Genomic DNA, 14264 nt, shown 5'->3' with positions numbered 1-14264 from the left:
TTTACTTTGAAAATCATATCACGTATAATGTAACAAAACCTTTAAAAATGGAGTTTAAACAATGGAAAATAATAATGGGCTAATTGATTCTCTAAATATGGATACCCAACTGACACTGGATGATATTCCTAATCTGGATTTATATATGGATCAGGTCATTCAGCTGTTTGAAAATAAATTTGCAGCGTCCAAGCGTAATGATGAAGAAAAAGTTCTAACAAAAACAATGATTAACAATTACGCGAAGGGAAAACTCTTTTTTCCTATTAAAAACAAAAAATATTCCAAGGACCATCTGATACTAATCAGTCTGATATACCAAATGAAAAGTGCATTATCAATCAACGATGTGAAGAAGACGCTTGATGATCTGAATACAAAAATAGTGAGTGAAGATTTCAACCTGCATCAGTTATACAGAAGCTACCTGGACTTAATGGAAAAAAACAGTACCATGTTCATAAAAAATGTTGAGGACCAGATGATCGATGCAAAAAAAGAAGCGAAAAAATTAACTAATGATCATGATGAAGAATATTTGGAAAACGTTTTACTGGTAGCAACCTTTTCGAGTATGAGCAATTATTACCGAAGAGCTGCAGAGAAAATCGTCGACGATATGAAGAAAAAGGAGGGGGAAAAGAATGAAGCTTAGTATTTTGGATCAGGCTCCTGTTTCCAAAGGAAGGACTCCAAAAGAAGCCCTTGAAGCTACAATCGAATTGGCCAAGCAGGCTGATGTGTTGGGTTACACTCGTTTTTGGGTGGCTGAGCACCATGATCTCGATGGCTTATCCAGTCCTGCTCCGGATATTCTTTTAGGAATGATAGGTTCTAAAACGAGTAAGATTCGTTTGGGAGCTGGTGCTGTTCTTTTGCCTAATTATAAACCGTATAATATTGCAGAAAGATATAATGTGTTGGCAACCATGTTCCCGGGAAGAATTGATATCGGATTAGGAAGAGCCCCTGGTGGATCTGCTGAGGTCTCTATAGCGCTGGCTGGTAACTTTCTGGAAAAGGTGCAGAAGATGCCTGTTCTGATTGATGAACTGATGCATTTCCTTGATGGAAATTTTCCGGAAGACCATCTATTTTCCAACGTGACAGCGGCACCTGTGCCAGAAATAGCTCCAGTTCCATGGCTCCTTGGAACGAGTGGTAAAAGTGCAAAGTTAGCGGCAGAGAAAGGATTGCCATATGTATATGGTCATTTTATGAGTAATCAAGATGGCCCGTCAATTGTGAAAAGTTATTATGATCATTTTCTAGGAGAAAAACCAAAAGCATTTGTAACTGTTTCCGTAATTTGTGCGGAAACAAATGAAGAAGCAGAAGAACTGGCGAAAAGCAATATTCTGTGGAAGTTTCAGCAATCGAAGGGGATGGGAAAAAGCGGCGTCCCTTCACTAAGAGAAGCAAATGCTTACCCTTACACAAATGATGATTTACAGATGGTAGAGAAAATGAAGCATAGTCAGATTGTTGGAGATCCTCTAATGATAAGAAAAAAGCTGGAGGAACTGCAGGAATTATATGCAACAGATGAAATCATGGTTGTTACGATTACACATAGCTATGAGGCCAGAAAAAAATCTTATCGGTTACTTGCTGATGAATTTAAATTAAAGGAAAAGCAGTGATTTATCCACATATCGGACTGTGTGAAGTTTTACTTAATGAAAGCTGTTGAATGAAGACCCCTTATTGATTGTTGAGGGTTCTTTTTCATTTTCTTGTAGATCGGAAACCATCATCGTGGATCCGCTCGTGACTTGCATGGTATTTTTTTATCTGGGTAAGTACAACGAAGGCTCCCACCAAAAGGAATGATGACAGCCAAGTTTCTAACGATTATTAATAAATATTTCAATGATGTTTGACATATGAATGAATGGACAACCATTATTTACTGGAGGCACTTATGCAAAGTTGGGTTACTGACGTTATGGAACAATTGGGATATCTCGGAGTTTTCCTTATGATGGCTCTTGAGAATATTTTTCCGCCTATTCCTTCTGAAATCGTTCTTCCTTTCGGTGGATTTCTGACAACATATACGGAATTGACGGTGATAGGTATTCTTGTTGCAGCGACACTCGGTTCCGTAATCGGTGCGATGATTTTATACAGCGTCGGGCTGTTGATAGATGTGGAAAGATTGGAGAAGATAGTTGATCGCTGGGGTCATGTTCTTCGTGTCAGCAAAGAGGATATTCATAGAGCGGATGCATGGTTTGATAAATATGGGTACTGGACGGTACTGTTTTGCAGAATGATTCCATTGATTCGAAGCCTTATTTCAATCCCTGCAGGTATGTCGAATATGAAGTTTACCGTATTTTTGTTTTTTACTACAATTGGTACATTCATCTGGAATATAATACTTATTTCAGTCGGTGTTGTCCTTGGTGAAAATTGGGAGGATATACTTGGAATTATGGATATGTATTCCTCTGTTGTCTATATATTGGTAGGTATCGCGGTCGTGTTATTTGCAGTCTGGTATATGAGGAAGAAAAGAAAAAAGAAAGAATGAAAATGAAGGCACCAAATGACGTAAGTACTGGCATACGTCATTTTCGCTGTTATATTAATGTTTTATCATTAAATTAGCCTGTTTTACACATCATAATAGACCCGTTCTGAGAGATCCTGATCTATTCTCTTATTGAACTAAATAACAGAATCTATTATCTACTAATATTAAAAAGATTAACAAGATCGTTGTTATCTTAATAATAAAAGCTGCCTGAATTAGAGGCAGCTTTTATTTGCTGTTTTATCGGTCAAATGAATGTCATCGAGTAAAATCGTTTGAAAACGTACCTTGGTGACAACCAAGTTTTCTAATCGTTATGAGTAAATTCTGTTCGATAAATACCGACAAAAATCGAGGAGTGACAGGCACCTATAGGTCTGTGGGCGTAGTTGGAAATATAGCTGAGGCTCATTACGGAGGAGCGTTTTTACGGATATGATTGGTTTAGGATAAAGAAAGGAGGAAAAGAAATGAAAAAATTTCTATTGTTCGTCGGAGGGCTTGTTGCATTGTTGATTCTTGTGGCCAATATTGGTCCAATGGCATTGCTGGCTCTGAGCATCTGGTTGCTCTATATCGTTTTCAAAAGATTTGTCAACAGCGATTCCACAGTCGGAAAAGTTGGCTGGGCAATTGTTGGACTGCTTGTATTGAGCATTACATTTTCCAATATGTATGCCGTCATCGGAGTGGCTGCTGCTTATGTCCTCTACCTCATCTACAAAAACTGGAATGAAGATGAAAGTCCGGTTGTTCGTGTGGTGGAAGAAGACGACCCGTTTACCAATTTTGAACGTCAATGGGCAGATTTGAACAGATAATTTAAATAAAAGGAGAGATTTAGATGTCAACGAATATTTTTACAAGGATTAAAGAAACCGTTTCTGCAGACCTTCATACGATGCTGGATAAAAAGGAACAGAAAAATCCGATTGCAGCTTTAAATCAATATTTACGTCAAAGTGAGCAGGAAAAAGAAAAGGTTAGAAAATTGATTGATCGCCAGTACAAGTTAAAAGAGGAATTTTCAAGAGAATACTTGAAGGCACGAGATCTTGCCGACAGACGCCTAAAACAGGCGGCAATTGCGAATAAGGCTGGGGAAGAAACGATGCATGAGTTTGCTTTAAAGGAACATGAAGAATATCAAGTACGGGCTGATCGGATGAAAGCTTCCCGCGAAGAGGCATTGGAGCAACTTGAAACATTGGAACAAAATTATGAAGATATGAAACATCGATTAAAGGACATGCATTTGCGCAGAATGGAATTGATGGGCAGGGAAAATATTGCAAAAGCAAATCACCAAATTAATAAAGTGGTGGAAGAGACTTCGGATAAGTCATTCTCTAAATTCGCAGAAATGGAGCAATATATTGAGAACTTGGAGTACAAAGTAAACAGCTCCTATTATAAAAGCACCTTTGATAGTAAAATAGCAAAACTTGAAAAGGAATTGAACGAACAGGCTAATTAAAGAGCAGGATCAAACGATGCAGGAAAATTATAAATCATGATATACTGTACAGGCGCAGTACTTCTGCGTCTATACGATTACATAAAAAGGGGGATTACAGCGATGTTCAAACGACTATCAACAGATTATTTCAACTGGATATTGATCATTGGTGTAATCCTCTTTATTTTTGAGATTGCCTTTTTTTATGGAGGTACGATTATTCCAGCTTTATTCTCGGCCTTATTTATGTACATTGGCTGGAAATATTTCAATAAATTATGGGGTAAGATCTTATTTTGGATCTCATTGGTCAGTCTCGTATTTGCCATCTTAAATTTAATGGCCGTACGTTTCCTCATTATCGCAGCAGTTGTTTTATTTATCATTCATTATTCGAAGGCGAAAAAGGAAGCGGAATATGACGAGCCAATCCTTCCAAGCGGGGAAATAAGGGAAGAGACATTAATCGAAATTACCCCGCTGTTCGACCAGAATTATTTTGGTGATCAAGTAACAGAGGATACTGCCTACCAGTGGAAGGATGTCAATATAAATGGTATTTTTGGAGACCGTATTATCGATCTAAGTAATACGGTTTTGCCAAATGATACGGCTGTCATATCGATACGGCATTTTATTGGAAATATCGAAATTTATGTTCCTTATGAGGTTGAAGTAAGCATACATCACAGTTCTATTTTTGGACGAGCGCATATTCTAGGAAAGCACGAAGGAAAGTTAATGAATCGCTCGCTATTTTATCAAACAGAGAAATATGATAAAGCATACCCACGGGTAAAAATCATAACCTCCCTACTCTCTGGAGATATCGAGGTGAAGCGAATATGAATACCGTTATTCGTCCCGTGTTTACGGCAATTCTCTTTAGTATCCTGTTTGCGCTCATGCTTGTAGGGGTGACGCTTCTTTTCTTTCCTCCAGCGAATTGGTCTGCTGTTTGGACAGAGGGATTTGGCAATGTTTCATTTGTTGTTTGGGTGCTCGGAATCGCTATTTTGATTGGCACCATTACAGGTCTTTCGATTGGATGGTACTCGAAGCAGAGGCTTCATCATGTGGAACGTAAACTTGATCAAATGGTAAAGGGGCAGAAAGTATCGCTTATTGAGGAACCGTATAAAGAAATGACGGGAATACATTTACGGATTGATCAATTGCAGGAGAAGCTCCGAAATCAGGCAGAACATGCCCAGCGGCTATCTACAGAACGGGCTCATGAAAGAGAGAAAAGCCTACAGGAAATCGTTGTCCAGGAAAGGAACCGTCTGGCAAGGGAACTGCATGACTCAGTAAGTCAACAGCTATTTGCCGCTTCGATGATGATGTCTGCAATTAATGATGCGAACCCACCGGATAATCCGACACTTAAAAAGCAGTTAACGATGGTGGAAAAAATGATACACCAATCCCAGCTGGAGATGCGTGCATTACTATTACATCTGCGGCCTGTAGCATTAAAAGGAAAGTCCCTTCAGGAAGGTGTAGAGGAATTGTTACATGAGCTTACCCAGAAAGTGCCGATGGAAATTGTATCAAAAGTGGAATCTTTTTCTGTAGATAAAGGGATAGAAGACCAACTGTTTCGTATTTTACAAGAATCAATCTCGAACACATTGCGACATGCCAAAGCAACGACGATGAATATCCTACTGATTGAGCGGGATGAAACGATTATATTAAGAGTGGCCGATAATGGGATTGGTTTCGATATGAAAAAAGTAAAAACAAGTTCATATGGGATGCAAAACATGAGGGAACGTGCCTATGAAGTAGGTGGAAGCTTTAAAATTATCAGCCTGCCGAACGAAGGAACACGCTTGGAAGTAAAAGTCCCGGTGCTTGGAAAGGAGGAAACGCAAGATGATTAATGTACTATTTGCTGATGATCATGAAATGGTCCGAATCGGGGTTTCGGCCTATCTTTCAGCACAGCCGGACATAAATGTGATTGCCGAAGCGGATGATGGTGTCCCTGCTGTGGAACTCGCATTAAACTTAAGACCCGATATTATTTTAATGGATCTTGTCATGAAAGAAATGGACGGTATCGAAGCGACAAGCAAGATTATCGAAAAGTGGCCAGAGGCAAAAATTATTATTGTTACTAGCTTTCTAGATGATGAAAAAGTGTATCCAGCACTTGAGGCAGGTGCTACCAGCTATATGCTGAAAACATCAAAGGCAAGTGAAATCGCAAAAGCAATCCGGGCAACATATCGTGGGCAGTCCATCTTGGAGCCGGAAGTGACCGGCAAAATAATGAACCGAATGCGTCATAAGCCCAAATCTTTGCTTCATGATCAATTGACAGTGCGCGAAGGTGAAATCTTGCAGCTAATTGCCAAAGGGAAATCGAATCAGGAAATAGCCGACGAACTTTATATTGCACTTAAAACAGTAAAAGTACATGTAAGTAATATTCTCGGAAAACTTGAAGTTCATGACCGGACACAGGCCGTCATCTATGCATTTAAAAATAATCTCGTCGAATAAGAAGAGCCATTTTAATCGGCTCTTCTTTCTGTTTCCTCATAAAATTTAGCTACGAGATTATAAATGGATACTAGTTCATATAAAATGATCAGTTCCGGAGGGAAGTTAGTCGGATGTATGTCATTATTCTTTGTAATTTCCTCGTTATCTTCCCAAAAAATCTCTGTTATCTCCTTCAATTGTCTTGCATGTGTAACGGGCTCAAATAAAGACGCATCCTTTAGACTGTCAACCAACCCTCGAACAGAGAGTAATATCGTATTCCTTTCACTTTCTGTCCACGACAAATCAATAATCGGATTATGGATTAAATTACTTAAATGATAATGAATGAGACGCAGGTGACTGAGCTTATTTTGCAGGTGTTGAAATTGTTCCTGTTCTGTTTCAATCAGTGGATGATATTTATCCTCATCTTTTTGAAAACCGCTCAACTTTTCTGTCTGTTTGATATCATTGTCGAGTTTCCTTAAATCTTCAAGCATGGAGGATGTTTTCTCCTGTTGATCTGTAAGTACCGCTTTAAATATTCTTTCGATCTGCGATGCAGTTTGGTTCTTGATATCTGTTACATTATTTTTAATCAGATTTCTGTAATCCGGTGGCAGTATAAACATGTTTACAAGTGTGGATACTCCAAGACCGATGGTTGTCGTACCTAACCTTGTAAAAAAGGCAATCAGGAAATGGCTGTGAATGACTTCAATCATTGCAACAGATGTCAGGGTAGCCACAAGCAAACCAGCATGAAGCTTTAATCGGTAACAGGTAGCTATCGTAAATACAGCTGCCAATGTATATGTTAGCGAAGAATTACCGAATAAAGAAATAAATAATACAGCATAAGCTGAACCAATTGCCGATGCCGGAAAACGGACAAGCCCTTTTTTTATGGAATCTGAAACTGTCGGCTCAATCGTCACGATGGCCGTTATGACAGCGAAGACCGGGGGCCAGCCAATCCATTGGCATAGAAGGGCTGTCAAAAAGACAGCAACTCCCGTTTTAACCACTCTGCTACCGATAAATTGATAAATCTTCACCTTTCTAACCTCTATTCCCATAACTAACGACGTATCAAAACGTTATCGTTATCCCTATTCTCTTACTATTTGAAAAAAAATTCAATTAATTTCAAAAAAGGGGTTGCATTATTTCAGAAGATAGAATAAACTGTTTTGTAACAGAAGAAATAATATAACAACTGTTATATAAGAGGGAGGGAAACAAGATGAAAAGAAATGAGAAAGTATCGTGTCCAGAGTGTGGAAAAGAAGTGGATTCTAGAAGTTACACAATGGAATGTGACTACTGTTTGTCAAAGAAGGAGGACTAAATTTTTTTAGTTATAGTGTTATACAACAATATAAAACTAATTCAATTATAGTATAACAGAGGGGTTGAGTTCATGTTATGGAAGAGTGAAACGATACAAATTCATCCTGAAAAACAATTTGAAAATCTACTCACACCCGAAGAAATGAAATGTTTAAGAAAACTTAAGATGCCGGCATATAGCCAACTAATAAAAGGGGGAAAAGGATAATGTCAAACGAACGTATAAATGAACTGAAAAAGGATTGGGAAAGTAATATTCGCTGGGTTGGAGTGGAACGTCCGTACAGCGCAGAGGAAGTTATTCGTCTGCGAGGTTCAATTGACATAGAACACACATTGGCACAAAGAGGAGCAAATAAGTTATGGGATCTCATTAATACAGAGGACTATGTAAATGCTTTAGGAGCTTTGACTGGAAACCAGGCAGTTCAACAGGTCAAAGCTGGGCTGAAAGCTATTTACTTAAGCGGATGGCAGGTTGCTGCAGATGCAAATATGGCAGGACAGATGTATCCCGATCAAAGTCTGTACCCAGTTAACAGTGTTCCCAATGTCGTAAAACGAATTAATCAGGCTCTTCAGCGTGCAGATCAGATTCACTATTCAGAGGGAAATGAAGAAATTGACTGGTTTGCCCCGATTGTGGCTGACGCAGAAGCTGGCTTTGGTGGACAGCTCAATGTTTTTGAATTGATGAAATCGATGATTGAGTCCGGAGCTTCGGCAGTCCATTTTGAAGATCAATTGTCATCAGAGAAAAAATGTGGTCATTTGGGTGGTAAGGTGTTGCTTCCTACACAAAATGCGGTCAAAAATCTAATTGCAGCCAGGTTCGCCGCAGATGTAATGGGTACTCCTACAGTTATTATTGCAAGAACGGATGCAAATGCTGCTGATATGATTACAAATGATGTAGATCCATACGATGCACCTTTTATAACAGGCGAGCGCACGACAGAAGGGTTTTACAAAACAAAATCAGGAATTGAGCAGGCGATTGCAAGAGGATTGGCATATGCTCCTTATGCAGATTTGATTTGGTGTGAAACATCCGAACCAAATATAGAAGAAGCGCAGAAGTTTGCAGATGCCATCCATGAGCAATATCCAAACAAACTTTTGGCCTATAATTGCTCCCCGTCATTTAATTGGAAAAGGAAACTATCAGATGATGAAATCGCTAACTTCCAGAAAGAATTAGGGAAAATGGGTTATAAATTCCAATTTGTAACATTGGCTGGGTTCCATGCATTAAACCATAGTATGTTTGAATTGGCACGGAAGTACAAAGATGAAGGTATGGCAGCTTATTCCGAATTGCAACAAGCTGAATTCGACAGTGAACAGTTTGGTTACAGTGCAACACGCCATCAACGTGAGGTTGGCACAGGCTATTTCGATGAAGTAGCACAGGTCATCTCCGGTGGAACGGCTTCAACAACTGCACTTAAAGGTTCTACGGAAGCAGAACAATTTACAAAATAAGACAAATTTCATTAAAAAATGCCTGTCCGTTAATTCGGGCGGGCATTTTTTAATGAAAAAAGAGGTTTATTGTCATTTTTGAAATATAACTGTAACATTATCATAATACAAGTGACATTTTAGAATGCTATACTACATATTGCCTAGATTAAATCTACTAAACTATAAACATAACTGCAAAATTGAATACATAAAAATACATACATACATAGAGAGCATTGCGGTGTGATAGTGGGAAGCGGGGAAACGAGAAATTGAAAAAGACAATAATGACATTGACCACGGTTGCTGTGGTTGGTATAAGTAGTACTTTATTCACAGTGACAACCCAGGCGGAAACCGTACAGGAACTTGAAACGGAGCATGCTGAGATTCAAGAAAAACGAGAAGCATTGCTAGGAAATCTATCAGATGCAGAAAATCAAATTGCTGATGTATTAATGGAACTTGAGGAATTGAATAGGGAAATTCAAAAAGTAAACGATGCGTTGGAAGAAAACCAAAAGCAATTGGAGAAAACGAAAGTACATATAACAGAAAAAGAAAATGAAGTAGCTCTATTTGAAGAAGAAATTGCAGCGCTAGAAGAAGCGATAGAAATACGTTTTGATATTCTGAAAGAACGTGCTGTCTCATACCAGCAAAGTGGCGGTGAGATAAGCTATTTGGAAGTAATCTTTGGTTCCAAAAGCTTTGGTGATTTCATCAGTCGTGTTTCGGCTGTAAACAAAATTACAGAATCAGACAATGCCTTAATCAAAAAGCAGGAAGAAGATAAAATAAAGGTCGAAGAAAAACAAAAAGCCGTCATCGTTAAGCTTGAAGAGCTTCAAGAGATGGAAGTTGAGCTTGATGGTATTTTAGCATTGATTGAAGATCAGAAGGCTGAGAATGAAAATAAAATAGAAAATCTGGAAAGTAAAGAAAAAGATTTAATAGCTTTAAAAGAAGAATTGCAAATGGAGGACTCCGAGCTTGCAACACTTGAGAAAAATGTGGTGGCAAGTATAAACGCAGCACTGGAACCAGCTCCTTCAACTATGGTTGCAAGTGCTCCAGTCAACGATAGCGGATCCGATAGCAATTCCGATAGCAATGATGATGGAAAACTGACAACATTAAGTAGCGAAACAAGCACTGCCAGTAAACCAGCAGCTTCTGGAAACATCAGTACAGCAATGAACGCAGGGTTTGCACATCTGGGAACTCCATATGTATGGGGTGGAAAAACTACAAGTGGTTTTGATTGTTCCGGATTCGTGTCATGGGCTTTTGCACAGGCAGGAATTTCAATACCTTCAAGTACTTCAGGTTTAGCAAGTACTGGTACAAAAGTAGCTCCAAGCAATATGCAACCTGGTGATCTTGTGTTTTTCAACACATACAAAACAAACGGCCATGTTGGTATCTACCTTGGTGGCGGTAAATTTATCGGTGCGCAAAATTCAACAGGACTTGCTGTTGCGGACATGAGCAGCGGGTACTGGGCAGAGCATTTTGCTGGCCATGTACGTAGTGTAAATTAATCGTATAAAATTAGTTAACGAAGGCATTCGCCAAGCTTTTTGGCTGAATGCCTTCGTTGCTTCTATGCAAGTAGTAAAGTTTATACATGCTTCCCCATCAAAAAAATCAATTCTGATTAAAATCATTAGGATAAAGCACAGAAAAAGCTTGGATCTATTCCAAGCTTTTTTCTTATCTCCATAAGTATAAGGGATCGATAGAACAGCTTACCTTGTTACTTTATCAATTCATTTTCTTTTGATTACCGGCTACAAAGTTTTGGATATACTCTAGCTGTTCTTCATTTGGTATTGTTTTTCGTACCTCGTTAAATCTAGTAACAGCTTTATCAAGCGTAACTTCTTTACCTACAATTTCACCGATACTTGTTAAATCATCAAAAAAGCTGCTCATTTCTTCGTGCGTTTTCGGATTTTGATGACCTGTTACATAGTGATTGACATCGTATTTTTTTATTTTAGCTATTAGGATAGTCAATTTTTCCAAATCATAACTCCATTCTCCACTATAAAAGTCCTGATAGATGCAGTCCCCTAGAAACAGTACTTTTGCATCAGGAATATAAACAATGGATGAATCATGTGCATGGACACCTCCAACATGCTCGATCACACAGGTTATGCCACCCAAATCAATTTCAATCTTATCATTAAAAGTTACATTCGGTGACTTCAGCTCCAAATAATCACGTGTAGGCATTTCACGTTTTATCATATCCCTGCAAAATTCAATTTCTTCTCCAGTTTCAACTCGCTCATCTATGGAAGCATCATCCCATTTAAGTGTTTTCATATAGTCTATTTTCTTCTTCGTTTCATCATGACTTATCGTTAACAGGTCCATCGTTTTAATGCCAAAGATATGGTCCCAATGCCAATGTGTAATGACAGCAAACTTTACCGGCGAAATAGCCATCTTTTTGACTAGATCAAGAAAATCTTTTGCATGTGCAGGCGAGTTCCCTGAATCAACGACTAAGCTATAGGTATCCCCACAGATCAAACCTAATGTCGGCCGATCAGTTTCTGAATAATGGGGCATATAGTACACGCTTTTTGCAAGTTCTTTCAACATTTAAATACCTTCTCTCTTATAAATTAAAAAATCGAACATCATTATGATTACAGGAAATTAACGCAATCCACTGAAGTTACGTTGAAAATCGGATTACAAACTATATATTTTACCCGTATTACTAGACATTTTCAACGCTAAGTGAAGTTTTCTTTTATTTACAAGTAAAAAAAGTATAAACTTGGTCTTAGAAAGGCATGGCGACAATCAAGTTTTCTAATAGTGTCATGAACATCGTACATGTCATCTCTTTTAATTTTCTGTATAATAGCGGTTATACTTGATAAATGTAGTATGTTAAGACCAATGCAATTTTATCCTGCATTAACTGCCATATTCCATCCACTTCATAAAATTGAGGGAAAATAGTATTGTAAGGGGGGATTCACAATTCGTAAATGTCCGATTCTGTCAGAAGCCTTTTGTTCATACCTTTGAGTGAAGTTTCCCTTCATCTTTGAAAAGGATTTTTATAGTTAGATTGCGGAAAATAGCTATGAAACCGAAAAAGAATGACTCTATTTTTAAAAAGTAGGTTTCAATCCTGTCAAAAACGGTAATACAATTTAAGTTAATCCTTTTATACATAGTACAAAAAATAACATAACTAAGAAAGGAATTGTCATGAAAAAAAGAACATATTTTAATCCAGTATTTTTTGTATCAGCAATAATTGTTACAGTATTGGTTATTATTGGTGCTTTTGCTCCAGTGACTTTTGGTCAGGTCGCAGGTAACCTGTTTGATTTTACAACAACTAATTTTGGCTGGTTTTACCTATTGGCTGTATTCGTTATCACCTTATTTCTCATCGCAGTTTCTATCAGTAAATTTGGCAACTTAAGACTAGGTCCACCAGATTCACGGCCGGAATTCCCTTTTTTCACATGGATCGGTATGCTATTCTCAGCAGGATTTGGAATTTCTATCGTGTTCTGGGGTGTTGCCGAACCGATGAGCCATTATTTTGAAACACCTTTCCCAGGTCTCGTAGGGCAAACGGATGAGGCTGCCCGCATAGCGATGGGCTATTCATTTTTCCACTGGGGAATAAGTCAGTGGTCAGTTTTTGCAATGGTTGGTTTGGTTATTGCTTATTTGCAGTTCAGGAAAAATGAAAAAGGATTAGTATCTATCGCAATTGAACCAATAGTCGGAAAAAACAAAGGAGTTGCAAACACGGTTGATTCTCTTGCGGTAATCGCAACGGTTATGGGAGTAGCCACCTCCCTTGGCCTAGGTATCATGCAAATGAACGGTGGATTAACAGCTGTAGCTAATATACCAAGTTCCATTTGGATACAGATGATCATTGCAGCAGTAATACTTGTAGCATATTTAGCTTCCTCCAGCACAGGTTTAAATAAAGGGATTAAATGGCTCAGTAATTTAAACCTTGGATTGACACTCCTGCTCTTAGTATTTGTTTTCATTGCGGGTCCGACAGTATTCATATTGGAGACATTTGTATTGGCTACGGGTGATTATATAACCAACTTTATTCAGTATAGCTTGCGCCTGACTCCTTATGAGGGTGGAACATGGGTACAGGAATGGACGATATTCTACTGGGCATGGGCAATTGCGTGGTCCCCATTTGTAGGGGCATTTGTCGCACGTGTCTCAAGGGGAAGGACCATTCGCCAATTTGTCTTTGGTGTTCTAGTCGTACCACCGGCAATTGCCTGTTTGTGGATTGCTACGTTTGGTGGGACAGCTCTGCATAGCGATTTGATAAACGGAACCCAAATAGCCGAAGCTGTCAACCAAGATGTCACGGTAGCATTATTTGAAACATTTGGTGTACTACCTTTAACGGATATATTATCCGTTTTATCGATTTTGTTAATATTCACATTCCTGGTTACTTCCGCAGACTCAGCGACGTATATTTTAGGAAGTATGACTTCGAAGGGTACATTGAATCCTGCTCTAATTACAAAAATGATTTGGGGTTTTCTGATTATAGCAATTGCGGTTGTACTATTGCTTGCTGGTGGACTTGAAGCATTACAGACAGCTTCCTTGACCTCCGCATTGCCGTTCACAATCATCTTACTATTGATGATGTTATCATTCTTGAAATTGATAAACAAAGACTTCAAAGGGAAGAAGTAAATTCAGGAAGGCAGCTGATAGCTATCAGCTGCTTTTAAAGTGAGGTAAAAGGCAGTTTTTTAAGAGATATTTTGTTATTGGTTTTTATTAGTCGCTAAAGTAAGCTACAAAAGAGCTTTATTCGGTCCATTGACGTAGTTAGAAATTTCAGATAAAATCAGGTCAATGATTGACCTGATTTTTAAAATATATAATGAAAGCGGTTTA

The 14264-nt window shown here is 38.4% G+C and carries 14 protein-coding genes; 12 read left to right on the top strand and 2 right to left on the bottom strand.

The features are described 5' to 3' along the window. Positions 1 to 61 precede the first annotated feature (61 nt). The 8 genes from MN204_RS11610 to MN204_RS11575 all read left to right on the top strand — a co-directional run bounded on the left by MN204_RS11610 (position 62) and on the right by MN204_RS11575 (position 6515). The gene (locus tag MN204_RS11610; RefSeq protein WP_249871240.1) at positions 62 to 655 is read left to right on the top strand and encodes a DUF1836 domain-containing protein; all 594 of its coding nucleotides are present in this window, start codon (positions 62 to 64) and stop codon (positions 653 to 655) included. Then, entirely contained in the window at positions 645 to 1643 is a 999-nt protein-coding gene (locus tag MN204_RS11605) for an LLM class flavin-dependent oxidoreductase (RefSeq protein ID WP_249871239.1), read from the top strand. The genes MN204_RS11610 and MN204_RS11605 overlap by 11 nt, the downstream gene beginning before the upstream one ends. 281 nt (positions 1644 to 1924) lie before the next feature. Next, complete coding sequence (locus MN204_RS11600; RefSeq protein ID WP_249871238.1) at positions 1925 to 2539, top strand: DedA family protein; 615 nt, start codon at positions 1925 to 1927, stop codon at positions 2537 to 2539. A gap of 473 nt (positions 2540 to 3012) precedes the next feature. Then, positions 3013 to 3363 carry a lmo0954 family membrane protein gene (locus MN204_RS11595; RefSeq protein WP_249871237.1) on the top strand — a complete coding sequence of 117 codons (351 nt, stop codon included), beginning with the start codon at positions 3013 to 3015 and terminating at the stop codon, positions 3361 to 3363. 23 nt (positions 3364 to 3386) lie between these two features. Continuing rightward, complete coding sequence (locus tag MN204_RS11590) at positions 3387 to 4019, top strand: PspA/IM30 family protein (protein WP_249871236.1); 633 nt, start codon at positions 3387 to 3389, stop codon at positions 4017 to 4019. A gap of 102 nt (positions 4020 to 4121) precedes the next feature. Next, the gene (gene liaF / locus MN204_RS11585; RefSeq protein ID WP_249871235.1) at positions 4122 to 4850 is read left to right on the top strand and encodes a cell wall-active antibiotics response protein LiaF; all 729 of its coding nucleotides are present in this window, start codon (positions 4122 to 4124) and stop codon (positions 4848 to 4850) included. Further along, entirely contained in the window at positions 4847 to 5890 is a 1044-nt protein-coding gene (locus tag MN204_RS11580; protein WP_249871234.1) for a sensor histidine kinase, read from the top strand. The genes liaF and MN204_RS11580 overlap by 4 nt, the downstream gene beginning before the upstream one ends. Beyond that, complete coding sequence (locus MN204_RS11575) at positions 5883 to 6515, top strand: response regulator (protein WP_249871233.1); 633 nt, start codon at positions 5883 to 5885, stop codon at positions 6513 to 6515. Before MN204_RS11580 ends, MN204_RS11575 begins: the two co-directional genes overlap by 8 nt. An 11-nt stretch (positions 6516 to 6526) precedes the next feature. On the opposite strand, the gene MN204_RS11570 is transcribed toward MN204_RS11575, so the two are convergent. Then, on the bottom strand, positions 6527 to 7558 hold the full coding sequence (locus tag MN204_RS11570; RefSeq protein ID WP_249871232.1) for an aromatic acid exporter family protein: 1032 nt from the start codon (positions 7556 to 7558) through the stop codon (positions 6527 to 6529). A gap of 365 nt (positions 7559 to 7923) precedes the next feature. Here MN204_RS11570 and MN204_RS11560 point away from each other — a divergent pair, with 365 nt between their 5' ends. The 3 genes from MN204_RS11560 (at position 7924) to MN204_RS11550 (ending at position 10864) form a co-directional block, all read left to right on the top strand. Continuing rightward, entirely contained in the window at positions 7924 to 8061 is a 138-nt protein-coding gene (locus MN204_RS11560; RefSeq protein ID WP_249871231.1) for a hypothetical protein, read from the top strand. After that, a complete protein-coding gene (aceA, locus tag MN204_RS11555) occupies positions 8061 to 9338 on the top strand; it encodes an isocitrate lyase (protein ID WP_249871230.1) in 1278 nt (425 codons plus the stop codon). The genes MN204_RS11560 and aceA overlap by 1 nt, the downstream gene beginning before the upstream one ends. Before the next feature lie 254 nt (positions 9339 to 9592). Beyond that, positions 9593 to 10864, top strand: a complete 1272-nt coding sequence (locus MN204_RS11550) for a C40 family peptidase (RefSeq protein ID WP_249871229.1) — start codon at positions 9593 to 9595, stop codon at positions 10862 to 10864. A gap of 223 nt (positions 10865 to 11087) precedes the next feature. Here the strand turns inward: MN204_RS11550 and MN204_RS11545 are convergent, their stop codons facing one another. After that, entirely contained in the window at positions 11088 to 11939 is an 852-nt protein-coding gene (locus tag MN204_RS11545) for an MBL fold metallo-hydrolase (RefSeq protein WP_249871228.1), read from the bottom strand. Between the two features lie 624 nt (positions 11940 to 12563). Here MN204_RS11545 and MN204_RS11540 point away from each other — a divergent pair. Continuing rightward, entirely contained in the window at positions 12564 to 14057 is a 1494-nt protein-coding gene (locus MN204_RS11540) for a BCCT family transporter (protein WP_249871227.1), read from the top strand. Positions 14058 to 14264 lie beyond the last annotated feature (207 nt).

Source organism: Oceanobacillus saliphilus (assembly GCF_023522835.1).
In the GTDB taxonomy this organism is placed as follows: Bacteria; Bacillota; Bacilli; order Bacillales; family Amphibacillaceae; genus Oceanobacillus; species Oceanobacillus saliphilus.
Note: the sequence above shows the minus strand (reverse complement) of the source record. Positions and strands in the feature narration are given on the sequence as shown.